Below are 24,456 nucleotides of genomic sequence, written 5' to 3'. Positions count from 1 at the left end.
CCGGCAATTTTTGCCGTTTTTTTAATTTTATAAATTTATTAATGGTGATCGTATGTCTGATTCAATCTGTGAAATTGTCGATATTGAACAAGGAACTCCTGAGTGGCACAAATGGCGTAAAACGGGTGTTACGGCAACATGCTCCCCTATCCTTATGGGTGCGCCTGGTGCGATGAAAACGCCTTATCAGTTATACCTTCAGTATGCAGGCTTGCTTGCTTCTGAAGATCTGTCTGCTATTAAGCAGGTAGATGCCGGTAACAAACTCGAAGCGCTTGCGCGGTCTTACTGTGAAAATGCGTTGGGGCAAATAGCCTCACCCTTTTGCGTTCGACATGCCAAGTACCCGTTCATGATAGCTTCGCTTGATGGACAACTCGATGACCGTTCTGTCTTGGAGATCAAGAATCTCTCTGAGAAAAAACATTTAGCCATCCTTGAACAAGGTTCAGCTTCGCCAGAGTTTCAATATTATTTCTGGCAGGTTCAGCATCAGTTATTCGTAACAGGTGCCCCACAAGCTTATCTTGTTTTCTGGTCTGCTAAAGATCAGCCGAAGATTTTCCTTATCAAACCTAACCAATCCGCTTTCAGCCGCTTGTTTGCCGCCTGTAAAGAGTTCTGGGGACGTTTAAATGATAAGGTCGCTCCGGCTTTTGATAAACAGCAAGACATCCTGCTGGTTTCTGATGCCGAAATATTGGCTCAAACCAGTGAATTTACTGCTCCCGATGATCTCTCTGCCCGCATCGCTGATATCCGCCGTCAAGTTGCGAATGTCCGCGCCAAAGAAGCCGAGTTTGAAGCCGCAAAAGCTCAACTGTCTAATCTTGAGGAAACGCTTAAAGCGTCTATTCAAGGCCTGGCAATTGGTCTGGGTTTCAAAAGCACTGACCCTGTCCGTATTGATGGATTTGGTTTTCGCTATCTGGAAAGTAAAGTCAAAGGTCGCACTAACTGGAAATTGATCGCAGAGCGTCTTAATGCTACTGCCGAACAGTATCCTGATTGTGTAACCCAGGAGTCATTACGCTCAACTCTGTCAGTGTACGAATATGACGCGTCCCCAGAGGATAGCGTTTATGTTCCGCCTGATGCCATCAAGCCTGTCGTTGCTGAAGGTGATGCACTGACCAGCATTGAAGACAATGCCTTGTTGTTGTTTTAACTCTCACTCACCCGACTTCGGTCGGGTTTTTTCTTGTTGACCCAACGGTAAGAATTGATTATTGTAGCGGTGCGGTACACACCGCCTAACTTCTGGCAACCTGCCCCTAAACACCTAATTTCGGCCATATCGCCCTTCTGAATGCGTTAACTCTCATTCACACGGCACACGCATATCTGTACCAAATTCGATAGCCCGTTGCTTTTTAAGCAGCGGGTTTTTTTATGCGTCGAAAACGGTGTTTCGTTCTCATGCTGAGAACTACAAGTGCCTCCAGTCACTCTACTGGAACTTTGCAATACCTTAAATCTCGCTCCATTTCTCGTGAGCAATTAACTTTATAAATTCTATTAATTTCAGGAGTTCCTCCATGTTCATCGTTAATCTGACCGCATACAAAGCATCCGACGCACAACGCGAAATGGGTGTTATTGATGTTGAACGTAACGTTTCACAGGTTATTCGTGAAAAGCTCTCGTTCAATGACTGCCCGACTATTTCGTTAATGCAACAACGTGCCGACGATCTTGCAGATATCGCTTTGCTGCTGTGTTCCCGTCACCAGGCTGAAGGTGTTTTGGTTTATGCCAAAACGTACTTTATGCCAACCCTGATCTCCGCGCTTACTGAGCGTGGTATCAAGGCGTATGCCACCTATGCACCCAAGTCGATTGTCTGTGAACAAGGACAAATGAGTAGCCGTTACACGCATTCCAATCTGGTTTGCTGTTCCCCCGCTGCTTAATTCGACAACTCCTAACTTTTTAATCCCCCTAAATTTTTTAAATCTATCTAAATCAATGAGGTTATTTTCATGACTACTTTTAATACTGCTTTATCTTCAGACGCTTTGGTTCGTAACGTTGCTATCTCTCCAGAGTTATTCGGCGTTACCATTCCAGAACACATGAAGGGTAAAGTTAAACCGTATGCCGGTTTCGCGTCGGATAATGCATTCAGTGCAGCCATTCCTGCCCGAAACAAAAATTACGTGTTTGAACCGTCCCTGCGCGCTTCTGTTTTGATGTGGATTAACTTCCCTCAAGGTCAGTCGCTTTGGATTTCTGGTCCTACAGGGTGCGGTAAAACCAGTATTGTCGAGCAAGTTGCTGCACGACTGAACTGGCCTCTAATGAAAACAACGGCTTCACAGGATTTGGACATTAATAGTCTTGTCGGTGGTCTTCGTCTCGTTTGTGATCAAATGACCGGTGATACCCGTACAGACTTCCTTTATGGTCCTCTGGCACTGGCTTACAAGTTTGGTCTTATCTTCCTTTTGGATGAATACGACCAGCTTGACCCAAGCTGTGCTAACGCTTTTAACGCTATTTTGGAAGGTGGGAATCTTGTTATTCCTGAAACCAACGAAGTGATAAAAAAGCATCCTAACTTCCGTTTCGTCGCCACAGCCAACTCTATTGGTCAAGGTGATTTAACGGGTGTCTACGGTGGTGTCAAAGTGTTGAATGTGGCGAACCTCGATCGCTACATGTTCATCAACGCGAATTACATGCCGAAAGACGTTGAAACCTCGCTAATCCAAAAGTTTATTCCTGATGAAACTCTCGCAGGTAAGTTTGTTGAACTCGCTAACATCATCCGCAAGTTGTTTGTCGGCAGTGATATCGCTGGTGATTTTAATCAGCCCGCTGGTGGTTCTACCATCAACGTACCCACTGTATCGTCTGACACGCGTTTGTCTGTTACGTGCTCTACCCGCTCCCTGATTGCCTGGGTTGAACGTTTCTTGCTAATGAAACAGGCCAAAATGCCTGATGCTCTGCAACTCTCATTCGACCTGCAAATCGGTAACCGTGCTGGTGCTGATGATAAGCGTGCTCTGCATGCCATCCTCAAAGCCGTTTTCGGTTAAGCCTCGCAAAAGTCTTTCTGAATACAACTCTCTAAACATCGGCCCACTTCCGGGCCATTTTAATTTTATAAATCTATTAAATAAGGTAATTACTATGTCTATTAACAATCAATCCAATGCTAATGTTCAAATCTTAGATCAACTGATTTTAGTTTCTCTGGACGGAACGTCGATTACAACGGGTCGTCGTAAACTGAAAAAAGAAGATCTCGGTGTCGGTGCTGATTTGCCACCTGATGTTATGGTGTCTCTCGGTTCGAAAAAGATTATTGACCCTCAGCTGATCAACCCATTTGATCGCTTTAAGAACAAGGCTATTACAGCTTGTTTGAAGGTTGGCATTCGCTTCATGGGTGGCTACGCTATCCCAACTGATAAAGTTAACGAGTTAGTTAGCGAACTGAACATTCTTAAGCATGAATTTTACGGTTACAAACAGGAGTTTTTGAAGGCTGATTTCAATGGCTGGATTAACTCTTTCGAAGAAAAGTATCGCGCTATCCTACTTCGCGAAGCTGCGATTGATTTGGAATATCTGGACAGACAAATTCAATTTGGCTTTTCAGTGCTTCACATTACTCCCTTCGGTAACTCCATTGTTAATGAAAACCTTATTGGACAAGTTAAAAGCATGTCCGATGAAATTTTTGAAGAAGTTGCTGGTACCGTCGAAAAATATCTGAAGAACGTTAATTCTGATGCTATTTCTCAGCACACGCTGAATCCGATCCGTGCTATTGCTAATAAACTTCAAACGTTGGCTTTCATAGACTCCACAGTCGAAGGGCTTCACAAGTACATCACTGATGTGCTTAGTGGCGTTCCAAAGACTGGGAAAATTCGTGATAAACACTACAACGACGTTCTGTCATTACTTAACAACCTTCGCAATCCTAAATCCGCTAAATCATTCGTTGAATTGCTTTCAAATCCGCAAGCTGCTTCAGGCTTGGATTCTTCTTTGGTTATCGCCGACTCTTTTGAGTTGCCGTCTACCGATTTGGTTTCTCCTCCAGCGCAACCGGCTTTGGACTCAACGCCTACTGCACCTGCTGACGTGGTTCCACACACGAACGCATTTGTCGTTGCAGAAACGATTGATGATAACTTCCTGTCCGAATTGCCAACTGACCTGCCTCCGGCTGGCCCTGTTGCTGATCCGGTCACTTCAGATGTTGATTCGTCAGCTCCTGTTGAAGTTACCCCGCCTGTTTGTGATGTTGAAGTTGTTGATGATAGCGCTCTGTTAGGTTCGTTCGACGTTCCTGCCACGAGTGCTGTTGATTTGAATGCTCCGGCCTCAGCAACTTTCGCTGAAGTCGATTCAGATGATGACGGTATTATGTTGTTCTAAATTCTAAGGCCCCTTCGCGGGCCTTTTTTAATTCCTTAATTCTGGACAGTTTCTTGTCCCTTTAAATCTATTAAATCTATTGTGAGGTAAGTATGGGTATTTATAACTCGCTGCCTGTCGTTGCGCGCGCCCTGAGTGATCAGCTTGGTGTGACCGTATCGGTTGGTGGTTCTACGGCTTATGCTTCCCAGCAAGGTCATTCATTCACTATCAACATTCCTTTTTATCAGGATGCTGAAAAGTTGTCTGACGTCCTTCTGGGTTATTTGGTTCACGAAGCGGCACATGTCAAATACACAGAGTTTCCGATTCTGGTAGATGGCATTCCTGCTCGCGCCAAACAAGGTTACAACCCAAGTGTACTTCATCAGCTGGTAAACATAACCGAAGACCTTCGTATTGAACGTGCGATTGGTCGGCGGTTCCCTGGTGTACCTTCATATCTCAAAGCGTTAAATCACTTTGTCTTTAATGAGGACACGCAACCTACTGATGACCCTGCTGTAGCGTTTATCAACGGTTTGCTTTTGTGTGGTTTCAAACGTTATCACGCGCTGAACATTCCTGTTGAGCAAGCCCAATCAGACTTCATTCGCTTATTCGGACAAAACATGTTTGATACAGCGATGGACATACTCGGTTTGGCGATTAACGCGCCTTCCATTGCCGACTGTCTGGATATTTCCTGTCGTCTTTACGATCTCGCAGTAGATGCTTTTAACGAAAATCAACAAGACCAACAAGATCAGCTTCCTGGACCCGGTGACAATTCTCCGTCTGAACCAAGCCGTGATAACTCACAGCCTGGCGATGACAGTGATAGTTCCGATTCTGATGCTGATGCTGACGGTGAATCTTCTGACGGCCAACCGTCTCAAGGCTCTTCTGCTCAGCCTGGTAATGAACCTGATAACGGAGACAGCCCTGCTTCTGGCAGTGATGTTTCCACCAGCGCTTCCACCAGCTCAGCGTCTTCTAAAGCAGCCCATTCTGACCCCTTCGCCAATACCACTGATGATGATCTCAATGAGGTTATTAAAGGTGCTGGTGAACGCCTGAATGACTGTATTAAAGACAATGTTTCTCCAAGTGAACGTACTCCTGCGGCTACCCCGTTCGGTGTTGCACCGGCTAAGCGTCACGCAACCACTGAGGCTTCGGTTCTCCGAGGTGTTCAGGCTGCGTCTGGCCTTCGTCAGTCAATGCATGGGCTGCTTCAAGGTATGCAACAAACTCGTCGTACACACAAAGAAACGGGTCGTGTTTTGGATACGCGTCGGCTGACTTCAGCTCTCCTAGGAGAGACCAAGCTATTCCGACACAAGTCCAAAGCTGTTGAGTTCAACTCTGCCTTTACGGTTCTGCTTGATTCAAGCAGTTCTTTGGGTTCTGACATGGTTGAAGCTGAAGCTGCTGTTGTCTCCTTGCTCTTTGCATTGGATGGCATCAAAGGTGTTTCAACTTCGGCCTATCATTTCCCTCATGCCACCGCAAATAACGTTGGCTTGCTAAAAGCGCGTGAACAAAGCTTCCGGGCTGCGGTTAACGCAAAGCAATTTGGTATCAGCGCAAATGGCTGCACGCCACTGGAACAAGCTTTATGGCCTGCGTTCAGTGACTTGCTAAATGCGCGTGCCGATCGCCATGTCATGGTTGTTGTCACTGATGGAAAGCCCGATAACTCGGCCCCTGTCATCCAGATGGTCAATGATGCAAAAAAAGAAGGCGTGATTGTTATTGGCATCGGTTTTGGTGGTGCTAATGCAAGTCTTATGAATTCTTTGTTTAGTGATACTGGTGTTGCTGTCGGTTCTGTCTCTGCCCTACGCGGAAAACTTCTTGAAGTCACCCGCAAAGCTTTAACTCGTTAATTTTAAAACCTTCCTAAACCAACCCTTAGCCTCCTGCTTTGCAGTGGGCCGGGTTTTTAAATCCTAAATTTATTTTAAATCTATTAAAGGTGTTCAAAATGACTATGTCCAAAAAAGCTGTTGCTCATGAAAACCAATTGTCCTTCAACGAACTGTTTGATGCTGACGATCGTACTTATGAAGCAATTTGCGCTGCCAAAGATGACCGTTATGAACTGCGTTACTCGCAACAGATGGCTTACGAAATTATCCGTGACTCTCTGTACATCATGACGGCCCCCAGAAGTAACGTTGAACAGCGTGTTGATGAAATTCTCTGGTTCTTCTCTGATAAAAATCAGTCGGACCTTTGCTCTTTCACCAGCTGCTGCTTCTTCGCCAAACTGGATCCCGAAGAGACTCGTATGAGTGTTCTGCACCGCTGGAAGCATGATCTGGCTGAACAAGATCGTTTGATTCAGTCCAAGCACTACGATGCCCCATCAAATATGGACTTCGTTGATTCACAGCGTCGCGGTTTCGAAAAATACAAGAAGGCGTTCTATCACTACTACCCGAACAAAGCTGCTCGGAAGTGTGCATAACGGCTTAAAGAATAACGCTGGCATTTGTCAGCGTTTTACTTTCTCTTGGAGATAATCATCATGGCTAAATATATTAATTTTGATACTTCTGTCGTTGAGCCACAAAGCGGCTTTACCGTTGAAATGATTGATGACCTCATTGGTTACGTGCATGACAATTCACCGAGGCGTAGTGTTAGTCTGTTTGAAACTCTGCCTGTTTTTGAAGAATCTTTCGTGATCAATACATACCACCCGATGGCCCCCGATTCACTGGAAATACACTTTTTCCGTGATGAAGACGGTAATTGGTGGCCGTACATGACCGTTGACGCACTGTGTTTAGTGAATACGTTAACGACTTACGGTTATGGTTTAATGGACTCAGAGGGTTAAGCCATGCTGATACCTTATGTGTCTTTTACATCAAACAAACGGTCGTTTTTAATCCGTGAAACCTCTATAGCTCAGTCCTGGCCTGATAGTCGCCACTCTGATGTTGAGACCTTTGTGCTCTCTACTGGCAAAGTGCTTCGCGCCACCGACATTAAACGTTTTAACTTCATCGATATCGCTGCACACCAGGAACCCATTCCTGTCGCAGTAAACGATAATATTAACTTTTGAAAAGCAAAGGCCCCTAAGCGGGCCTTTCGTTTTGGTGAATTGTATGAGTGCTTGTGCATTGATTGAATACAATAACGCTTCCGCAAAACTGCGTGGCGTTGTCGTTCCAGGTGATGAAGCTTGTGTTAAATATGCTTTATCACGTTGGGCAGTGATTGCATTTCGTATCCGCAATACAGACGACAAATTCACCCGCATACCGGTTGAGGATTGGATTGAAGGCATTCAGGCAGCTGTTAGCCCTTCTCCTGTTCGCGAACGCATCCTGGCCGCATTAGCTCGTTGCAAGCCCGGTATCTTTTAACTTCCTAAATTTATAAATCTATTAAAGAGGTACGTATGTCTCATTCTGTCGAATTGAGCATTTACGGTTTTGTGTCTGAAAAAATGCCCCTTTGGCCCACTTCTGATGTTCAGGAGCAGGCTGACTTGGTGTTAATTCATTCCGACATGCTGACTGTGAAACTGCTTAATGATCGTGGACTTGGCATTGCCAATACTGCGTTTGGTGTTAATCAGAACGAATCCCAGGTGTTAAAGCTGGCGACGCGTTTTGCGTATTGTTGTGCATGTGGCCGGTTCTCCGACCCAAAGCTTGACCTTCTCAAAAATGAGATAGTTTTGCTTGGCCGGAAATTGTGTTCCAAGTTCTTCGACTCAACGATGGCTGAAGCTATTCGTTTCGTGGCACATGAGCCCGAGTTCATGAAAGAACAACGAGTTTGGTAATTCTTATCTATCACTTGTATTTACAGGAGTATTTCTCATGCGTTACGTTACCTCTGACAACCACTACACCACAACCTTCCCTATCGCTGTACGCAATATCCTCATGGAAATTGTTCCAGTTGATGAAGAAGATTATTCACGCGGTTCCGATTTGCGTGATGATCACGGTGTAGTCATTGATGAAAAAACCTATATCGACATCAACCATCGTTTTGCTGATTTGGAAGGCGAGGTTCGGACATTGCTCGCAATGAACCGAATTGGTGTTGGTATTGAACAAAGCAATGACCCTGATTTCCCTTGGTTCTCGGTTAATCAAGCGTTATTGATGAACCTGGCCTTTGATCTGAACAGGGTTATTCATACTAGCCTGTACCTGGGTTTGTTTAAGAAAAATGCGTTCTGCGCACAAATGCTGGTGAGTATCGTGGAAATGGCTAAAGCTGTTTTTGCTGATGATGGGAATCCCGATGTTTTCAAAGACACTATTTTTGGAGGCATCTACTCTCGTTTCAGCATCGGATTGAAATCGCGTCTGTTTCACTGATTGCTTTTTGTCTGCCCACAAACTCTCTCTCATTGGTGATGTATGAAAAACATTTTAAAATTCCTGCCGCTGGTTCCTGGCCTGATCATAGTTGCTGCAACCTTGTTCTTCAGCTTTGACGTCATGACGATGGTTATCGTTTTGGTTGTCTTAGCTGTCATTGGTGCGGGTTGCATTGCTCTGGCCGTCTACTTTGCCGTTCTTATCCTTCAGGATATCTACGGTATAATGATGAAACTGCGTCACTCTCTATAACTTTCTGCTTTAACTTCCTGTTTTAACTTCCCCTCCGCGCAGTCTCTTGGCTGCGCTTAACCTCCCTCTGTGAGCCTTAAAATGAAACTTAATACCCTTCGCTTCTTCTCTCTTGTTTTCACTGTCGCTATCGCTGTCATGGTGATCATCTTCGGTGGACATTTTGGACTCAAGATAACAGAGGACTTTGTTATCAAAGTTCTACTGATTGTCTCGATGCCGATCGCGTTCACGCGCGACAAGAGCAAATCGTAATATCAGCCTAGGGTAACCACCCAAAACCCTGTCTTCGGACAGGGTTTTTTTGCTTAAAATTCGCCATATCACTACTGCTTTAAGACTGATGCGTGGTTCTAATATGTATAACTAAATAAAATATCCGCCTGATTTTTAACAACTTTGTTTTCATTGCCATTTTCACCTTTGAATACTGAGGCCGCATTTAATTCAGCCTTGGTGCATCTCCCATGCTCATTCCACTCCTTACATGTAGTTGTGCTAAGTTCGGCTGTAAATAGCGCTTTGATAGACTTTATGCTCAACTCTTTCCCAGTCTCATCATAAAAAAACTCATCGCTACCAGAGTCCGTTTCAGCCTTTACTAACCGACCATTTTGGTCATAAAAAAACTTTTTAGTGGAATTATCTTCATTCAGGGTGCTTCGCCTTTTTAATTCTGATAACTTTCCATCCCTGTTAACTACAAACGAAGTTTCTGATTTACCAGTCACGTTCTCATCAGCAAATTCAACATCAGATATATCGGTCGCCTTGTTGATTTTTCCCGTTTCATCAGCCTCATACTTGCCTTTCATTTTCTGCTGCATGAGGACTGATCCCTCTCCATTTTCATCAATAATCGTCATCTTAAATACATATTCGTAATCCCAATCTTTTACAGCTTTCATTAAATTAACTCTTGAGTCAGAAATTAATACTCGTCCATTATTTTCTGACTTTTTTATCTCTCTACCTTCTAAGGTTAATAGCGCACCACAATTATCAAAGGTCACCTTCATATCGCCAGTTAGATAGCCATTCTTACTTATGGTTTGAGCTCTCATTTCCTTCAGTGGATCATTCGCAATGCTTTCATCATATAAAATGAAATTATTAAAGGCGTTAATTTGAGCTGATTCTTTAGGGCACATAGCTTCACTTGCATGTGAGCTATAGCTATAAGAGGCCAAGAAGAACAGATATAACAGATGCATTTTTTTCACTGAGATCTCTCCTGAGAATAAACAGTTCCAAACTAAGATTATTAAATGGTCATATTTAAGTATGAATGATTATAGTTGGTGCTACCAGAAAGAATAAAAACCTTATCAATTTATGGGATTGAATAATTGCCCTCCCCCCTCTTCTCACTCACAGTAAACAAAGCGAACACATCATGGGGTTTCGCTCACCCCCTTGATAGCACCGGTTTTTGCCCTCGTTTTGCTGCCCTTTTTTGCCGTTTTCCTTATCTGTCTATGACAAAATGACCGCTCATTGATTCATCAGATGAGGGATTTGATGAAACTTCTCGTATGTGCTCACAGCCGATCGATGCTCATGCCTGTTTTTAAGCTGCCCGCCCTACTCTGCACTGACTCCAATCGACTCAGTTTGCAGCGTGAACTTGAACGAAAGTACGGCGGACGCATGACTCTCGATGAGGCCTGTAAGGAAATTGGCATCAAACCCGAAAGCATCATTAAGAAGATCGGGCAACAAAGGTACCGACACTATCAACTGTGCCAACAGCTGGAGAAAGCCAGGGTTTTTAAGGGGAAAAACTCCTTTTTCTGGACTGACAGGATAGCGGCAATTCTTACCAAAGGTAATGAAGATGAAATTCCAAAGTTTCAGTAAAACAGTCATCGCTACCCTGGTATTTGGGGTGCTCTCTGCTCATGCGGTAGCAGAGAGTGGCAAAGATAAACCAAAGGCCACCAACGGACAGGTTACCGCTGGTGGCACATCATTTCTGGATGGGAAGGAAGAAGGTTGGTTCTGGAAAAAGACGCCTCCTGAACCGCCGGAAGAAATTGAACCTGAGCCTACCGTTGCTAAAGCGGACAAAGCCGAAGATCAGGACAAGCAAATGCCTGTTCCTGAACCTTCCGTAGTGGTTGCTGATGAAGCCGGGCCAGAAGCCTTCACCGTGGCCTGGTACCGTGAAAACGTGCAGAAATTACGTGACCGCGCAATCGACGAGCCGACTCAGGAAAACGTCCGAGCCTATTACCTTGCGCAGCGCATCATGCTGGACAAGGCGAGCCGGTTTACTGATATGGCGCGCTTAGTGACGTCTACTGACCCGCTGATTGATGAAAGCAGCCGTCGCTCTACATCCACCTTCGGCGCTATGGATCAGTCTGCTGAGGCTGAGAAAAATTCACGATTAGTCATCAAAGACATTGCCACTCGCGCAGGGATTTTCTTCTTCTTCCGAGGTGAAGATTGCTCAATCTGTGTGAAACAAGCAGCGGTTATGAATACGTTCACTTACATGACTGGTATGAAAGTAATCCCCATTTCAGTTGATGGCAAACCAATGCCCGGAAACATCATGGAGAACTGGCGCACGGATACTGGTCAAGCGGCCAAGTTGCAGATCAACAACACTCCCGCGCTCGCACTGGCTATTCCACCAGAGGCGACACGCATTCTTTCATTCGGACCTCTCAGTGCTGACCAGTTGATATCCCGGACCATTATGATTGCACATGATTCGGGGCTTATCACCAACGAGCAGTACAAGAGCACTCTTCCGTATAACGACAATGGTTATATCGACTCAAATATCCTAAAAGACATGCCAGAAGAGTACCTGGAAAACTCAGACGATTTTATCAAATACATCCAGAAAAAATCTGGGTACGCAGTTTCAACCAAGCCGAACAACGGAAGCGGGGGGAAGTAAATTATGGGTACAACTAAGGCAAAAATTACCGGATTTAAACGTACTATGCTGGCTGTTTCGGTAGCACTGTCTGGGTTGTTTACTGCATCAGCTAGCGCTGCGGATATCAGCTCGCAGCTGGACAGTATGTTTGGGTCTATGTCAAACACGACCAGTGCCGGTGACTATCACAGCATCACGCGCGATGGCTACACGGGGGGTGGTTTTGTGCTACGAAACAAACTGCGGACACTCACCCCCGTAGCGATTGACCTTCCTTCTGCTTCAGGCGGTTGCGGTGGCATCGACCTCTTCGGTGGTTCTTTCTCATTTATCAACGCGGAGCAGTTTGTCCAGATGCTGCGTAACATCGCCGCTAACGCTGCGGGTCTAGCCTTCCAATTGGCTCTGAACGCGATGGATGCGGTACTGGATAACGCCATTTCAAAAATGCAGGCGGTCATTCAACAGATGAACGATCTGACCGTTAACTCCTGCCAACTGGCGAAAGGTTTACTGGTCGATACGGCCTCTGCCTTCGGTGAAAACGCCAAGGCATCAGTTTCTTCACAGCTGTCTTCTGACGGCGTAGTGGATCAGTTTAAAGCCATGTGGGGCAATGCTGGTGGTGGTGAAGCACCAGAGAAGAAAAAAGAAGAAGCCGGGCAGCGCAAACCCTGTGGTGACTACGGTAATTTGATGTGGTGCTTACTTCAGAATGGGCAGTTCTCATCTCAATTTGAAGGCTCTGAGCAACAACAAAAAGAGCTCGTAATGTCGCTGACTGGTACCATCATTATCGGGGGTGGATTAGGCACCGATAAAGACGGTTCTGTTAAGAAATCGGTGATCCGACTTGCTCCACTCGCGACCTCTACGGTTCTCAATTCCGTGATTAATGGTGACCCAGAGTTCCAAATGTGGAGTTGCGTTGGTCAAACAGAGACGTGTGAAGGCCCTGTCCAACAAACTATTGGCTTGAATGGCGTGGCAAATACTATCAATAACTTCTTTGTCCACGGCGGGTATCTGATGTCAGCAAATGAAGGTGGCGCGGTAAGCGATGAGCGTCTGCGTCAGGCCGTTTACTATAACGTAGGTGGTGCAGCCAACAAAGCCACTACCCTTGCGCGCCGTGATCTGAACGCCAGTTTTTCCTATGTCCGCGACATTGCCCCAGTGCTTTCCTATTCTGCGGCGTACCAATACCTAAATGACCTGCTTACCGCCGCAGCGACAGGGGCTCGATACGCACAGTCCAATGACAATTCAGCGGCAGCTTATTACGAGGAAGTTCTCAAGCTGATTGATGAAGCTCGTAAAAATTTGGATGTCTCCTACGCTACGCTGGCCTCCCGTTACGGTGGTGAGGTGAAGATCCAAGAATACTTCCAACATTACATGCAATCGCTGCCGCTCACTGAATTCCAGAGTGAAGGTTCGGTTGATGGCTCTCTCTAAGGGGATAGGAACAGATGACTGAGTGGAACGTCTATACAGTCGGTGACATCGAATTCATGCATAATGTATTCAATGCCATCGCTATGCTCATGAATAGCGGTATGTTTTCTGATTTGTTCCGTATCGCAGCGTTGTTGGGCGTGATCGGGATTGTTATTTCTTCGGCTATTTCAGCGGGGAAAACAATTTCATTCCAGAACATGGCTGTTTGTATCGTCATGTATATGGTGTTTTTCCAAGTTTCGGCGCGCGTAAATATTGAAGACGTGACTTCAGGGCGCTTCCGCGCCGTGGATAACGTTCCTGCGGGTCTGGCGGCTTCAGCGTCCATTATTTCAACCGTAGGCTACTCGATTACGGAAAAAATGGAACAAGCGTTCTCAACACCTTCAATGACGGAATACGGGGCATTGGATCCGCTGGTGGCATTATCCACGTTTTACGATTCAATGAAAAACCCAATGAAGTGGTTTATGGCGAACGAAAAACCTCGTGTGGATTTTGCGCGTAGTATTCAAAATTACATGAAAACGTGTGTTATGAACGATATTGCGCGCGGTGCTAAAACCTATTCTACCCTGTATCGAAGCACGGAAGGTGTTCAGGCTCTACGGTCAACTGACTCATTCCAACGCGTCGTCCTTTATGATGGGCAAATGGTGGGTTGGGATCCGTCTACACCAGACATGAAAGATGTATCTTCGCAATACACTTGTGCCGAAGCTTATGACAAGCTAAATATGATGTACTCCAGTTCAACTAAAATGCTGACCGCTGCATTCCAACGCTCTTACAAAGCGCTGGGCAGAGACTGTGTGCCAGGTAAATCTTGCTCGCAAAGCTCTAAGGCACAGGAAATTCTGAACTTTTATAACATTAGCGGCACGACCATGCGTGATTTCCAAATGACCATGATCATGTACCCGTACCTGCGCGATGTCCCAAAATATGGTCATGAAGCAGCATTTCGCGGTGCAGCAGCGGTCACTCGAACCCAAACCCAGACCCAGCAGGCGTTCCAGTGGGCATCATCCGGAGCGTCCTTCCTGTCTTGGATGGCCGCGTTCATGCCAATTTTTCAAGGTCTTATTTATGCCTTAACGCCATTCATGGCATTTCTGGTTGGCCTGGGAATAATGGGCGTTCGCCTGATAATGAAGTATTTCTTGGTCATTATCTGGACGCAGACCTGGATGCCACTCGCTGCGATTGTGAACATGTACGTTTTAGTGCATACACAAAACAACCTGTCGGTTATTTTCAGCGATCCGGGTCAAGTATCGTTTGATAAGCTCTATATCATGCTTTATGAAACCCAGAAAAGTATCGGTCTGGCGGGTAATCTCTACGCTATGATCCCCGCGTTGGGGGGCTTCATTGTGTGGGGTAGCTCTGTGGCCTTTAACTCTCTGGCTAACTCGGCCGCCGCTCCACATGCAGCTGATACCAAACAAATGGCACCTGATGTGTCCAACGCTCCTGCGATGAACAACCGAAGTGCCGATGTCAACTTCGATCGCTCGAGTGGCTCTGTGATGGGTGGAGCTTCTTCAGCATTGCCTAAATTTGATATGAAGCAATCCGCTTCAACCAACCTCGCTAGCGCTAAACAGAACGTCGAATCAGCCTCGGCTGAACGGTCTGCCTCTGAGGGGAAAATGTTCCAAGAAGTGGCTTCCAATATGAGAAACGGTACCCAGTCGCAGCAAAGTCAAGATGCGATGCAGGCCGCATTGGGTTCTTTGACCTCATCCCAGCGTTCGTTTGTGCAAGACGTCGCTTCGCGTAACGGAACATCCGAAGCTGAAGCGTTGACAGCTTTGAATATGGGCTCGGTACAAGGTACCGCTCAGGCTAAGGCTGGATTGGAGTTTGCCGGGTCTGGTGCATCCGTTTCTGGATCTGCATCCTTGCAGCGCAATGAATCGGCCACCAAAGGGAAAACCCACACAGCGGACGCCAGTTATTCAAGCAGTGATAACGCATCAAACAGCGACGCGATGAGCTCTCAACTAAGTCAAATTAAGTCACAGTCTTCAATGGCCTATTACAGCAGCATGCAAGCATCAGGACAAAACACTGCGGCAACTCAACAATATTCTGAAGCTTATAAAAAACAAGAATCGGCTCAAAAATCCTATTCTGAAGCTCAGCAGTATTCGATGAGCAGCTCAATGGGTCAGAACATGAACTCTGCACAGATCGCTCAATCTATCGGCGGTAGCCCTGAAGCACAAGCGGCATTAACTCAGGTGTTAGCAGGTCGCGAAGACTTAACTCAGCGGGTAAACGAAGATACTGCACGCCTTTCTTCATTAGGGATGACGCAGGAAGATGCACACACCTTTGCCCAGTTCAGTGCGGCAGCATCAATCGGTCAGGCAGGTGAAGTCGCTAAACTGTCGGGTTTCGTCAGTGGTGGTTCGCAACAACCAGAACTGAGCTCTGATGCGGCCAGGGCAAATCAGGGGATTGCCGGTAAAGCCGAGCAAGCTGAAGGCCATATTAATAACATTGCGGGTGGTGTTGATGGTAACTCAAGTTCGACTCAAGGTCAGGCAGCAGCAGGTATCGCCGGTAACTATGCGGAGTCTGCTCCTGGCGCGGCTCAAGGGAGAGTTATTGATCAACACTTCGATAACAGAGGGATGGTTGACAACCATGAAGCTAGGTCAACTCAAGAAATGAACACACTGCGAGGAAATGCTGCACGTTACGAATTGGTCAACAAATCCAACTATGGCATGACTGGAGATGCGATGCCTAAGGTCCAAAGCGCCTTGGACAAGGTCTCAAATGGCATTAAACCAGGCGGATTCTCTTATCAGGAAGGATACGGGCAGGCGCAAGAAATGGCCTCTCAAGTGACTGGTGTTGGCGGTGAAAGAGGCGATTACGCTAAAAATGCCATCTCTCATTTGTACGGTACTGTAAAAGACAAGGATAACACTCCGGAGCAAATGGAACACGCCCGCATTCAGGCTTTCCATGCGGTCTCCCTCGCGACCGGTGGTGAATACGTGAACGGTAGACTGGAAGGTGGTGACCAACAGTTGGCAATGGCGATTATTGGTAAAGTGGAATCCACTAAGAGCAACATGCATCGCACTGATGCGCATGTTGTGAAAGAATCCGTCGAGTCCATCATGTCCGATCACACGAAGAAATAAAGCTATCGCTTAATATACAAAAGCCTCCAATCGGAGGCTTTTTTGCTAAATCACGTTAACCGGTAACAAGCATGTAGGCGGCTGGGATACTCAGCACCAACCAAAACATGCAAAGTGCAATGTCTCGTTGAACCCCTGGTGGTTTGGGTGGTGATTTTTTCGTTTTTATTGGTGTGTTATCGATCACGATAGGAGGTAGATAATCTACACCGTGTGCTCCGAATGTACTCATGTTCAACTCCAAAATATCAGTGAAAGAAAAGCACCTCGTTTTGCTGCCCTTCTTTGTTGTCCGTATGCGCCATTGATTTATGCTTGCTCAATGGCGTCTCTATGCATTGATTCTCGCACAGTTCTTTCCGGTGACGAAATTTTCTGAGAAACGCTTACCCATCCCTGCCTGCAATCTACAAGGTGATTACGAATGATAACCCTTTTTAGGAAAAATTGGTTTTCAAAAACGGTCTGCACGCTGTTCACGATGAGTCATTTGGGTGTCGCAATGTACGCCCCCTACGCTTACTCGTCAAACTCAGCAGCAAGCGCTCAGTCCGCCGTTGAATTCTATAAGTCTCTGCCCGGTCTTTCTGCCAATAGCAACGGTACAGTCCAGTATGGGAATGGTGAGGCCGTTAATTTAAATAACGTCTATCCCGGCGAGGCATCGTCCACCTCACTGGATCAGCTGGAGTCCGTGTATGGAAATGATGGCGAAACCCAAAAGTTAGGCTTTGACACGGGCTCTGCACTTGCCTCTGAATCCTCTTTGCGGGGCGAAGCCTATCGCGCCGTTGCAGGCTCAACACAAACGACAGCAAAACTGAAAGCTACGGATTCTATCTTTGATAAGCACAAAGACTTCCTGGCGAATCAGGATAAATACATGCAGGATCTGGATGACTGCTCGATGACCTCCGAACTCAATACGGACGGAGTTAAGCAGCATATCCCTGACTTCAAAGAATGTACCCGCACGACCAGTGTCAGCGGCACTTACCGTTTAACCCACCCTTACGTCGCTGGCTTCCTGAGTCATAGCTCCGGCTCTGCTAACATTGAAGGCTGCGGTGAGGCCTGTGTAACACTATGGGTAGGCAAGGTCGGAGATAACTACTGGAAAGGTAGATGTAAAATCTACGAAGAATTTACAGGTGTCCGAGTTTATAATCCTCAAGCGATCTCCAGTGCAAAATTGACTTATGCCACCTGGGATGACTATGTTCAGATTTATCTTGGCGATAATAAGATATTTGCAGGCCCAGTGGCGGGTATGCAAGATGCAGGTACGAAAGGGGAACGTCGCCCTTGGAGCTACAATAAAGGGGAATTATTCCCGCCTGAAACCGAAGGTCCATGTGAACTGAATACCAGCTGGCAGGTCAACCCTAACGTTGATGTAACTGAAAACTTCAGACAAGTTGCAAATGGTGATGAGTTGATTTTCAAAACTCGAGTTTCTGTATATGGTGAAGGGGAAGGCTACGCCAAGCTTGAGGTGCGCTATGACCCATCGAAAGCTGTTAGCAAAGACGAATGGATCTCCGATAACCAAGACGGATTCAATACTTTCCTGGATGCAGTAAACCAAGGTTATTGCCAAAATTATTCGGTCACTTGCAATGAGACCGTGACCCCCGATGCTAATGGATGCGCTTACATAAACGGCGTGACTGTCTGTGAGAAAGACCTTAAAACACCTCCGATCGGGGGTTTATCGCCTTTCTGTCGCAGCGCGACGGTAGTCTCTAACTGTGGCACCGATGGTGGCGTCAATAACTCCTGCAAAGACTTTGATAACAACAACGCTTGTCACTTTATCAAATCCACCTGTATTACTGGTGCCGCTGGTGGACAAAGCGGGTGTTGGCAGGCCTCAGAAACCTGGGATTGCGGCCAAGATGTTACAGTACCAAGCACGACACAAACTGAGACGTACCAATGTGCAGGCGCAGTGCAGTGCATTAACGGTACCTGCTTAACACCAGAATCAGAACCTAGCGGTGACTTTCAGACGGCAGTAGCAATGCTTCAGGCAGCTACTTATGCGGTGAACGAAATGAGTTGCGGTGACGAGACCATTAATGTTGACCGTGCTTGTACTTTATTTAAAGGAGAAGCAGCTACCTGTAAATCAGCGCTGGGTGGTTGGGTCGATTGTTGTAATCAACCGGTTGATGTTAGCTGGATTGAATACCTACAGCTTACCTACTATACCCTGAAAGTTTCAGATGCGCTGGCCGTGAAGGCGGGTATGTTTGAGCAAGGTAAAGGCTTATTCGACATGGGGTCTGAATTGGCTAATAGCGCAATTGACGCAATCACAAAACCTGCAATGTCTGCACTGGATAGCCTCACCGGCAATGCAGGTTCAGCTGTTGCGGATCAGGTTGCTGACTTGGGTATCGGTCAAATGATGGATCAAGCCGTCGGCACACTCACCAAGCAAGCGGCTCAATGGACTCTTGATACGTTTGGACCGAGTGTTACCAACGCTATTTTCGAAGCTGGCGCAAGCGAAGGTGTTCAGCAAGGTATGTCAGCTGTAGGCCCTGATGGTGCTCTTACTGCATCAACCGAAATTTCCTCCACCCTTGTTAGCGCAGTATCTGTTGTCGGTTACGCCTACATGGCCTACCAGGTAGCCAACATTCTGGTCAACATCATTTGGGCCTGCACGGCTGATGAATTTAAGTTGGCCGTAAAGAAAGAAACCAAGCTCGCAACCTTTATTGACAGCTGGTGCCAATCCAAAGTGTTGGGCCAATGCATCGAGAAACGCTCAAGTTACTGTACTTTCAACTCACAGATTGGGCGAATTTTCCAAGAGCAAGGACGCGCGCAGTTGGGGATTGGTTGGGGAGATAGCAAGAACCCGGATTGCCGAGGACTCACGCTGGAAGAGTTTGGTCGAATTGATTTCCAAAAAGTTGACCTGTCCGAGTGGATTGGCTCGCTGTATTCAGCCGATTTACTGCCAACGCCTGAATCAGTGAACCTCGACAGCATTACCGGCTCAGGCAGCATTCTCAACGTTGACGGTAAGCGTAAAAACAGCCTCGAACGTTTCCAAAGTGGTGTGGACAGCGTCGATGTTAATGACCTGAAGGAGAAGGCAGGCGCATCCATTGAAGTCCGTTAATACATAGCATGCATAAAAAAAACCCGCTCATTTTTTGGCGGGTTTTTTTATTAGTGAAGGTCTTATTTTTTAAATTCTAACACCCGACCATTATGGTAAACATACGGAGGGTGCTCTTGAGAACCCTGAATAAACAGTGCCATTTTTGAACCCAATCGCTCGCTCATCTGGCGAAATTTTTCTTGATTAGACTTCCTGTTTCCTAAATCAAAAAAGCAAGCATTAAATCCATAAAGCACAACGTTAGCACTGGCCTCCAATGCCGGAGGCCGAGGTAATGAAGCAGCATCCAAAGTAATCAGAGAACCATCAGCCGCTGTATGTTTACCCATAACACCTACATTACTACCATGTTGTGGGCATTTTGGGTTTTCATTCCACCCGTCCATTTTTGGCAACTCTGATTTCACGATTTCAACGATCTTCATGCCGTCATCACTGCCAGACCAGGAACCAACCCTTGAAAAACCACTAGGCGATGATGCTGGTCGTTTAGAAGTTAGCACGCTTAATACAGGGATAAACGTAGTATGGGTAATAAACCCAGCGGCAACATCACCAAGTGCCCCACTGGTTTTTCTGGCACTACCGGTTTCCCCTGCTTTGATTGGCTGAGAGTATGGAGCAACGTTGTAATCTGAGGTTAGTTCATTGTAGATCAGGTAATTGTCACCTTCATCCGTAATAGCCCGCATATTCATCGCTCGGGCGAACTGAAGCGCCTCCGAAGGATTAACATCCATTGGCATCGGTTCAGGTTTGGAAGCGCAACCAGTCATTACCATCGCCAGGGTGATCAGGGATGCGGTCAAAATCTTTTTCATGTTGAGTACCTTTGGTTTGTAGGATTGCAGGTAAGTAGTTCTTCGTGTTGAGATCATAGTAACCCCGCCCTAACCGCTGACGAAGAAATCCGGGCAAAAAAAATCCCCTATTTATCAAATAAGGGAGCTATCACTACTGATTTGATTTAAATTGAATCTTTCCAAGCGGTTAGCACTTGCTGGTGGCCGCATGACGCATCTTTCGTGCAGGGGACTTTAATGGCTGGCTCAAAATTGCCTGGAATAAAATCCCCTGCCTGGGGACGGATTTCTGCCTTCAGCTCAGGGTCATAGAAAATGAAAGGAGCATTCACTTTGTTTACTGCCCATTCCCAACCAACAGAATCTGGAATGATGTACCCCGCCGTGGAGGAAATATCTTTCACGATCAGCCGTTTTTTAAACTCGCCGAACTTCGACTTGCAAAGCTCAGGTGTATCCAGCTTCTGGCACAGATTCACGCGCATATAGCCGGGCGCGACCAACTGGCTACCCGGTAGCGTATTGAAAGTGCATCCCTGCAAAGCTAACGCTGTGAATAGCCCGATTAAAGTACGCGTTTGCATCAATGAGCCTTATCTTCGCAGAATGGGCACTTCTGCTTTTTATTCGAACGGTCACCGTCAAAGGGGGTGATAAAGGACATTTTACAATGTACGCATTTCACCATACGGATCTCATCAGAACGGAAGTCGCGCGCGAGTGTCCAGGCCTCATTAGGATGAAGCATAACGTCCGCCGCAACGGTCGGTCTGAAGCGCATATTCAATTCGCGGTACACTTCAAACGAATCCACCACTTCACTGATATCATCTTGATTGCTCGGGTCCTTCGCGCGACGAAGATAGATGCTCATAAAGTTCGTAGCCTCCATCTTTTTAGGCTGTGAAGCCAAGAAGGTTTCCGAGAGTTTCAAGCGCCCGATTGCCACTTCTTCCTGGCCGAACTGTTTTTTCAAATGGTCAATAAGTCGGTCACTGGCATTCAACGACGTGGTGATGATGCGACGTCGGAAGCCCAGTTTGACCATCCGCTGTGCTAAAGCAAAAATGTCTTCATCTTTTACGAGTGCGGCTTTCATAGATCAGTGCTCCAATGTTCATAACGTAATTGTAAATAGGCTGGTAAAGTCATGTGCGGGTTATCACTGCCAAAGACAGAGCTCCACTCTCCAGAAGCGAGCTCCCGCAGTGAACGAACTGGTTTGATATAAAGCTCACCCTTGATGATGGCGTCAATTGTTTGGCTATCATCAAGCCGCTCAATGAAGTTCAACGCTTCATCGGAGCCTAACCAATAGAATGACTCGGCCAGCGTGCCGTTTAGAATTTTCACCCGGATGCTATACACCAGAAGTGCAAGCCGGAGGATGTAGGAGTCATGCCGGACGAAGTTATCCACTTCAGTGAGTTTGCGTCCAGGCATGTAGTCAACGATAAAAACAGGTACGTTGTAAGATTTAACAGATTTTGTCAGCTGAGCTAAAAGGTCTTTGTCTTTTAACACGAAGCGGTCATCTTCAGACAGTACAAACGGACTGCGGAAAAAGGATTGCGCGCGTGTTTCCAGTGAAGCGGCACAGCTCAATAAAGAGATATTTTCATTAACCATTTTCAATCAGCCTCTTCCAGATCCTGAGCACATTCGTACCGTACCAACGTGCTTTGTCACGCAGTGCCGGGTTCGGAGTGTGATAACTACCTATAGCTAAAACGATGTCATCTGGGGAGTTTTTGATAGCGTTGCATAACACTTTCGCACCTACCCGAATGTTAGTGTCTACATCCAGAAGATCTTCTGGCTTGCTGACGTACTTCCCGTTCCAGCGATAGTTGACCTGGGCGATACCGATATCGGTTACTTTAGATGCGGCCATATAGCGCTTAAGCGCGCGTTTCGCATCTTCGTAGTTTTTTGGATAGTAGGCACCGTAAACTGCATTATTCAGTGCCCACGGACTTGGAGCGACATAACCGCCGCCACCGGCACGCTGTTTGCTTTCCCATAAAGCAACGGCGTATAAGAGATGTGGATCAAGACCGCATTCATTCTTGGCATGTTTTTCCCATGCCGTTCCTCGCAAATCAACCACTCCAGCATGCACTGGAAGTATTTGAGATGAGAGGATTACTGCTGCCACACTGGCGCTTAACAGTAACTTACCCATTTTGTTTACCCCTAATCCAAGCAGAGAGGCTTAGCCTAAGCGGAACCGTTTACGCGGTAACGTGGTCTCTGTCTGGATCGATTTTTCAGCGTTAACATCGGTATCCCTCTCAGTGGATTGAGTGCCCACTGATACCGACAATGTATTTTCGCTTCCTGCCTCGCTCTTCATCAACACCGCCCCACACGGCTCCGAAGACTCAATAATGCTTCCTGGTATAACAGATACTACTTCTACTGCTTGTGATGCCAACGGCTGAGCTACGTGCTGTTTTGCTAACTCAGGTTGGTTTTCAGAATAAGACGATTGTAGACCGGTCCCCACCGGCGACGAAATATTCTGCCCTTTTCCTTCTCCTTTTGCCAATTTTTGTGAGCGCGGTTTCTCGCTGACCTTTCCTTTCTTGTGGGTATTGGGCGCAGCTTCACGCCCTAACCCTTCAAGATATGCCCTGTTCGCCAAGGCTACCAGTGCGCTACTTCTTTTGCCTGGCGGACAGGATTCAAGGTGCGCAGCGAGCTCGGGACAAAGAATGTCGTTAATCGTCACCCGTAACTGCATGGCGTATCCTTATCCGTTATTCATCGCCATAGATGACGGTGTCAACGCCGTAGTTCCAAAAACCAATCGCGTTGCTGGCGACCGGATTTGGGCTCGTGACAACACGGGCATTCTGGAAAGCTTCCCGCACGGCCTGCTCATAATAAGGTGCGCCACCCCCAGCAGTCACAATGATGTGAATAGCCCCTAACGAGCGGACATTCTTACGTAATTCTTTCACAACACCACCGGCGATCTGTGGGATGACTTTGCTCAGCAACGGTTTAACTTCAATGTGGCGGGCCCCATTAAAGAACGTTGCCGCGTCTTTACGTAACGCAATTTCAACCATTTCCGGCAAGTCATCGCGACGTTCATGCGGGTTTTCTTCGTTGAGCGTGCGTACAATCCCTTCAATGATCGTACTGGTGGCTTTCAGTGAAGAGCCACTGGAACCCATTACGCGGCTACCGTTACTGAAGGCTACATAGTCCATCGAGAAAAAGCCTGGGTCGATGACCAGAATATTGGATTCTGACAGTTCATCCTCACTGATAAAGCCTTCGCGGTTCGCGACATCGTTGATAACGCCAACGCCTTGCGGGATCACCATAACTTGCTTGACCGTCACTTTCGTGGTTGGGTTAATCGCGAACGTCCCTGTCAATCTGGCGACCAATTTGGAGCGCTCGTTATCATCGCTGGCGAGCCTTACCGGCAGTCCAGTTACCAACAGATCAATGGTGCTCCCGACCTTTTCTGCAATTTTTGCCAACGCGCCAAAGTACAGCGCCAAGTACATCTCCGTCGTGTGATAGCTGTCATGCAGTTCACGGCCGTCCGGACGATCAGTGAATGCTCGCCACATATTTCCGTTCGGGTAGACGGTGACTTCATGGTCGCGGTTCCGCTTCACCAGATTGACGTCTTCCTCTTCTACCGTGGTGGCATACGCCGGGAAGATTGCGACGTCTGGTACAGAAGCAAAAGCATCGCCAGTCGCAATTTTGACGTTGCTATAACCAACATCTACACCACATACGATCGCGTTTTTCTTACTCATTTGCTAACCTTTTATTAACATAATTACAGCTTGTGACACCCTTCCGTCTCCCCTCATCCTTGCCAGTTTATGCTGTTGGCAAGGTGAGACAGTCGTGATATCACCCCGAAAAATTCGTTCGCCCCGAGACAATCGGAGCACATCATAGCCATTCAAAAATCACAAAACACCCTTTTTCATCGACAAAACGAGGACAAAAAAGGCCATAT

At 46.7% G+C, this 24,456-nt stretch carries 27 protein-coding genes; 17 read left to right on the top strand and 10 right to left on the bottom strand.

The window, feature by feature from the left end:
* The first annotated feature begins 52 nt into the window (after positions 1 to 52).
* The 12 genes from PR725_RS20595 to PR725_RS20540 all read left to right on the top strand — a co-directional run bounded on the left by PR725_RS20595 (position 53) and on the right by PR725_RS20540 (position 8,990).
* Complete coding sequence (locus tag PR725_RS20595; protein WP_272570345.1) at positions 53 to 1,168, top strand: lambda-exonuclease family protein; 1,116 nt, start codon at positions 53 to 55, stop codon at positions 1,166 to 1,168.
* 370 nt (positions 1,169 to 1,538) lie between these two features.
* Positions 1,539 to 1,913, top strand: a complete 375-nt coding sequence (locus tag PR725_RS20590) for a hypothetical protein (protein ID WP_272570344.1) — start codon at positions 1,539 to 1,541, stop codon at positions 1,911 to 1,913.
* A 69-nt stretch (positions 1,914 to 1,982) separates the two neighbouring features.
* Positions 1,983 to 3,044: an AAA family ATPase gene (locus PR725_RS20585; protein ID WP_272570343.1), complete on the top strand. Its 1,062-nt coding sequence runs from the start codon at positions 1,983 to 1,985 to the stop codon at positions 3,042 to 3,044.
* 94 nt (positions 3,045 to 3,138) lie between these two features.
* Positions 3,139 to 4,398: a DUF3150 domain-containing protein gene (locus PR725_RS20580; protein WP_272570342.1), complete on the top strand. Its 1,260-nt coding sequence runs from the start codon at positions 3,139 to 3,141 to the stop codon at positions 4,396 to 4,398.
* Between the two features lie 92 nt (positions 4,399 to 4,490).
* Positions 4,491 to 6,269 (top strand): VWA domain-containing protein, encoded by a 1,779-nt coding sequence (locus tag PR725_RS20575; RefSeq protein ID WP_272570341.1) that lies wholly within the window; start codon positions 4,491 to 4,493, stop codon positions 6,267 to 6,269.
* A 98-nt stretch (positions 6,270 to 6,367) separates the two neighbouring features.
* Positions 6,368 to 6,853, top strand: coding sequence for a hypothetical protein (locus PR725_RS20570; protein WP_272570340.1), 486 nt, complete (start codon positions 6,368 to 6,370; stop codon positions 6,851 to 6,853).
* Positions 6,854 to 6,913: 60 nt separating this feature from the next.
* Complete coding sequence (locus PR725_RS20565) at positions 6,914 to 7,228, top strand: hypothetical protein (protein ID WP_272570339.1); 315 nt, start codon at positions 6,914 to 6,916, stop codon at positions 7,226 to 7,228.
* Between the two features lie 3 nt (positions 7,229 to 7,231).
* Complete coding sequence (locus tag PR725_RS20560) at positions 7,232 to 7,459, top strand: hypothetical protein (RefSeq protein WP_272570338.1); 228 nt, start codon at positions 7,232 to 7,234, stop codon at positions 7,457 to 7,459.
* Positions 7,460 to 7,502: 43 nt separating this feature from the next.
* Positions 7,503 to 7,763 carry a hypothetical protein gene (locus PR725_RS20555; protein WP_272570337.1) on the top strand — a complete coding sequence of 87 codons (261 nt, stop codon included), beginning with the start codon at positions 7,503 to 7,505 and terminating at the stop codon, positions 7,761 to 7,763.
* 35 nt (positions 7,764 to 7,798) lie between these two features.
* Positions 7,799 to 8,188, top strand: coding sequence for a hypothetical protein (locus PR725_RS20550; protein ID WP_272570336.1), 390 nt, complete (start codon positions 7,799 to 7,801; stop codon positions 8,186 to 8,188).
* 37 nt (positions 8,189 to 8,225) lie between these two features.
* Positions 8,226 to 8,735 carry a hypothetical protein gene (locus PR725_RS20545; RefSeq protein WP_272570335.1) on the top strand — a complete coding sequence of 170 codons (510 nt, stop codon included), beginning with the start codon at positions 8,226 to 8,228 and terminating at the stop codon, positions 8,733 to 8,735.
* 42 nt (positions 8,736 to 8,777) lie between these two features.
* Positions 8,778 to 8,990 (top strand): hypothetical protein, encoded by a 213-nt coding sequence (locus PR725_RS20540; RefSeq protein WP_272570334.1) that lies wholly within the window; start codon positions 8,778 to 8,780, stop codon positions 8,988 to 8,990.
* 353 nt (positions 8,991 to 9,343) lie between these two features.
* On the opposite strand, the gene PR725_RS20535 is transcribed toward PR725_RS20540, so the two are convergent.
* Positions 9,344 to 10,213 carry a hypothetical protein gene (locus PR725_RS20535; protein WP_272570333.1) on the bottom strand — a complete coding sequence of 290 codons (870 nt, stop codon included), beginning with the start codon at positions 10,211 to 10,213 and terminating at the stop codon, positions 9,344 to 9,346.
* Positions 10,214 to 10,511: 298 nt separating this feature from the next.
* Between PR725_RS20535 and PR725_RS20530 the strand changes: the two genes are divergently transcribed.
* From PR725_RS20530 to PR725_RS20515, 4 genes are read left to right on the top strand one after another with little or no spacing between them, the layout of a single operon-like run.
* Positions 10,512 to 10,850, top strand: a complete 339-nt coding sequence (locus PR725_RS20530) for a hypothetical protein (RefSeq protein ID WP_167732466.1) — start codon at positions 10,512 to 10,514, stop codon at positions 10,848 to 10,850.
* Positions 10,828 to 11,904 (top strand): conjugal transfer protein TraF, encoded by a 1,077-nt coding sequence (gene traF / locus PR725_RS20525; protein ID WP_272570332.1) that lies wholly within the window; start codon positions 10,828 to 10,830, stop codon positions 11,902 to 11,904. Before PR725_RS20530 ends, traF begins: the two co-directional genes overlap by 23 nt.
* Before the next feature lie 3 nt (positions 11,905 to 11,907).
* The gene (locus tag PR725_RS20520) at positions 11,908 to 13,344 is read left to right on the top strand and encodes a conjugal transfer protein TraH (protein ID WP_336297992.1); all 1,437 of its coding nucleotides are present in this window, start codon (positions 11,908 to 11,910) and stop codon (positions 13,342 to 13,344) included.
* Positions 13,345 to 13,358: 14 nt separating this feature from the next.
* Complete coding sequence (locus tag PR725_RS20515; protein WP_272570331.1) at positions 13,359 to 16,514, top strand: conjugal transfer protein TraG N-terminal domain-containing protein; 3,156 nt, start codon at positions 13,359 to 13,361, stop codon at positions 16,512 to 16,514.
* A 55-nt stretch (positions 16,515 to 16,569) separates the two neighbouring features.
* Here PR725_RS20515 and PR725_RS20510 read toward each other — a convergent pair whose 3' ends face one another.
* Positions 16,570 to 16,746 (bottom strand): hypothetical protein, encoded by a 177-nt coding sequence (locus PR725_RS20510; RefSeq protein ID WP_272570330.1) that lies wholly within the window; start codon positions 16,744 to 16,746, stop codon positions 16,570 to 16,572.
* Positions 16,747 to 16,938: 192 nt separating this feature from the next.
* On the opposite strand from PR725_RS20510, the gene traN reads away from it, so the two are divergent.
* Complete coding sequence (gene traN, locus PR725_RS20505; RefSeq protein ID WP_272570329.1) at positions 16,939 to 19,653, top strand: conjugal transfer mating pair stabilization protein TraN; 2,715 nt, start codon at positions 16,939 to 16,941, stop codon at positions 19,651 to 19,653.
* Positions 19,654 to 19,715: 62 nt separating this feature from the next.
* Here traN and PR725_RS20500 read toward each other — a convergent pair whose 3' ends face one another.
* The 8 genes from PR725_RS20500 to PR725_RS20465 all read right to left on the bottom strand — a co-directional run bounded on the left by PR725_RS20500 (position 19,716) and on the right by PR725_RS20465 (position 24,247).
* Positions 19,716 to 20,432 carry a hypothetical protein gene (locus tag PR725_RS20500; protein WP_272570328.1) on the bottom strand — a complete coding sequence of 239 codons (717 nt, stop codon included), beginning with the start codon at positions 20,430 to 20,432 and terminating at the stop codon, positions 19,716 to 19,718.
* On the bottom strand, positions 20,407 to 20,574 hold the full coding sequence (locus tag PR725_RS20495; RefSeq protein WP_272570327.1) for a hypothetical protein: 168 nt from the start codon (positions 20,572 to 20,574) through the stop codon (positions 20,407 to 20,409). Before PR725_RS20495 ends, PR725_RS20500 begins: the two co-directional genes overlap by 26 nt.
* A gap of 49 nt (positions 20,575 to 20,623) precedes the next feature.
* On the bottom strand, positions 20,624 to 21,043 hold the full coding sequence (locus tag PR725_RS20490; protein WP_272570326.1) for a hypothetical protein: 420 nt from the start codon (positions 21,041 to 21,043) through the stop codon (positions 20,624 to 20,626).
* Complete coding sequence (locus PR725_RS20485; protein ID WP_272570325.1) at positions 21,043 to 21,558, bottom strand: FlhC family transcriptional regulator; 516 nt, start codon at positions 21,556 to 21,558, stop codon at positions 21,043 to 21,045. Before PR725_RS20485 ends, PR725_RS20490 begins: the two co-directional genes overlap by 1 nt.
* A complete protein-coding gene (locus PR725_RS20480; RefSeq protein WP_272570324.1) occupies positions 21,555 to 22,088 on the bottom strand; it encodes a hypothetical protein in 534 nt (177 codons plus the stop codon). The genes PR725_RS20485 and PR725_RS20480 overlap by 4 nt, the downstream gene beginning before the upstream one ends.
* Entirely contained in the window at positions 22,081 to 22,644 is a 564-nt protein-coding gene (locus PR725_RS20475; protein ID WP_272570323.1) for a transglycosylase SLT domain-containing protein, read from the bottom strand. Before PR725_RS20475 ends, PR725_RS20480 begins: the two co-directional genes overlap by 8 nt.
* A 30-nt stretch (positions 22,645 to 22,674) precedes the next feature.
* A complete protein-coding gene (locus PR725_RS20470; protein WP_272570322.1) occupies positions 22,675 to 23,106 on the bottom strand; it encodes a hypothetical protein in 432 nt (143 codons plus the stop codon).
* Between the two features lie 115 nt (positions 23,107 to 23,221).
* A complete protein-coding gene (locus tag PR725_RS20465; protein WP_272570321.1) occupies positions 23,222 to 24,247 on the bottom strand; it encodes a ParM/StbA family protein in 1,026 nt (341 codons plus the stop codon).
* Positions 24,248 to 24,456 lie beyond the last annotated feature (209 nt).

It is taken from the genome of Providencia sp. PROV255, from assembly GCF_028478065.1.
Classification (GTDB): domain Bacteria; phylum Pseudomonadota; class Gammaproteobacteria; order Enterobacterales; family Enterobacteriaceae; genus Providencia; species Providencia rettgeri.
Note: the sequence above shows the minus strand (reverse complement) of the source record. Positions and strands in the feature narration are given on the sequence as shown.

What these genes read in the sequence shown, in the direction of transcription:
- PR725_RS20480 (WP_272570324.1), bottom strand. Translation starts at nt 22,088, where the DNA reads ATGGTTAATGAAAATATCTCTTTATTGAGCTGTGCCGCTTCACTGGAA.
- PR725_RS20510 (WP_272570330.1), bottom strand. Translation starts at nt 16,746, where the DNA reads ATGAGTACATTCGGAGCACACGGTGTAGATTATCTACCTCCTATCGTG.
- PR725_RS20530 (WP_167732466.1), top strand. Translation starts at nt 10,512, where the DNA reads ATGAAACTTCTCGTATGTGCTCACAGCCGATCGATGCTCATGCCTGTT.
- PR725_RS20575 (WP_272570341.1), top strand. Translation starts at nt 4,491, where the DNA reads ATGGGTATTTATAACTCGCTGCCTGTCGTTGCGCGCGCCCTGAGTGAT.
- PR725_RS20465 (WP_272570321.1), bottom strand. Translation starts at nt 24,247, where the DNA reads ATGAGTAAGAAAAACGCGATCGTATGTGGTGTAGATGTTGGTTATAGC.
- PR725_RS20565 (WP_272570339.1), top strand. Translation starts at nt 6,914, where the DNA reads ATGGCTAAATATATTAATTTTGATACTTCTGTCGTTGAGCCACAAAGC.
- PR725_RS20475 (WP_272570323.1), bottom strand. Translation starts at nt 22,644, where the DNA reads ATGGGTAAGTTACTGTTAAGCGCCAGTGTGGCAGCAGTAATCCTCTCA.
- traF (WP_272570332.1), top strand. Translation starts at nt 10,828, where the DNA reads ATGAAATTCCAAAGTTTCAGTAAAACAGTCATCGCTACCCTGGTATTT.
- traN (WP_272570329.1), top strand. Translation starts at nt 16,939, where the DNA reads ATGATAACCCTTTTTAGGAAAAATTGGTTTTCAAAAACGGTCTGCACG.
- PR725_RS20560 (WP_272570338.1), top strand. Translation starts at nt 7,232, where the DNA reads ATGCTGATACCTTATGTGTCTTTTACATCAAACAAACGGTCGTTTTTA.
- PR725_RS20595 (WP_272570345.1), top strand. Translation starts at nt 53, where the DNA reads ATGTCTGATTCAATCTGTGAAATTGTCGATATTGAACAAGGAACTCCT.
- PR725_RS20550 (WP_272570336.1), top strand. Translation starts at nt 7,799, where the DNA reads ATGTCTCATTCTGTCGAATTGAGCATTTACGGTTTTGTGTCTGAAAAA.
- PR725_RS20580 (WP_272570342.1), top strand. Translation starts at nt 3,139, where the DNA reads ATGTCTATTAACAATCAATCCAATGCTAATGTTCAAATCTTAGATCAA.
- PR725_RS20485 (WP_272570325.1), bottom strand. Translation starts at nt 21,558, where the DNA reads ATGAAAGCCGCACTCGTAAAAGATGAAGACATTTTTGCTTTAGCACAG.
- PR725_RS20490 (WP_272570326.1), bottom strand. Translation starts at nt 21,043, where the DNA reads ATGCAAACGCGTACTTTAATCGGGCTATTCACAGCGTTAGCTTTGCAG.
- PR725_RS20540 (WP_272570334.1), top strand. Translation starts at nt 8,778, where the DNA reads ATGAAAAACATTTTAAAATTCCTGCCGCTGGTTCCTGGCCTGATCATA.
- PR725_RS20515 (WP_272570331.1), top strand. Translation starts at nt 13,359, where the DNA reads ATGACTGAGTGGAACGTCTATACAGTCGGTGACATCGAATTCATGCAT.
- PR725_RS20520 (WP_336297992.1), top strand. Translation starts at nt 11,908, where the DNA reads ATGGGTACAACTAAGGCAAAAATTACCGGATTTAAACGTACTATGCTG.
- PR725_RS20545 (WP_272570335.1), top strand. Translation starts at nt 8,226, where the DNA reads ATGCGTTACGTTACCTCTGACAACCACTACACCACAACCTTCCCTATC.
- PR725_RS20570 (WP_272570340.1), top strand. Translation starts at nt 6,368, where the DNA reads ATGACTATGTCCAAAAAAGCTGTTGCTCATGAAAACCAATTGTCCTTC.
- PR725_RS20585 (WP_272570343.1), top strand. Translation starts at nt 1,983, where the DNA reads ATGACTACTTTTAATACTGCTTTATCTTCAGACGCTTTGGTTCGTAAC.
- PR725_RS20500 (WP_272570328.1), bottom strand. Translation starts at nt 20,432, where the DNA reads ATGACTGGTTGCGCTTCCAAACCTGAACCGATGCCAATGGATGTTAAT.
- PR725_RS20555 (WP_272570337.1), top strand. Translation starts at nt 7,503, where the DNA reads ATGAGTGCTTGTGCATTGATTGAATACAATAACGCTTCCGCAAAACTG.
- PR725_RS20590 (WP_272570344.1), top strand. Translation starts at nt 1,539, where the DNA reads ATGTTCATCGTTAATCTGACCGCATACAAAGCATCCGACGCACAACGC.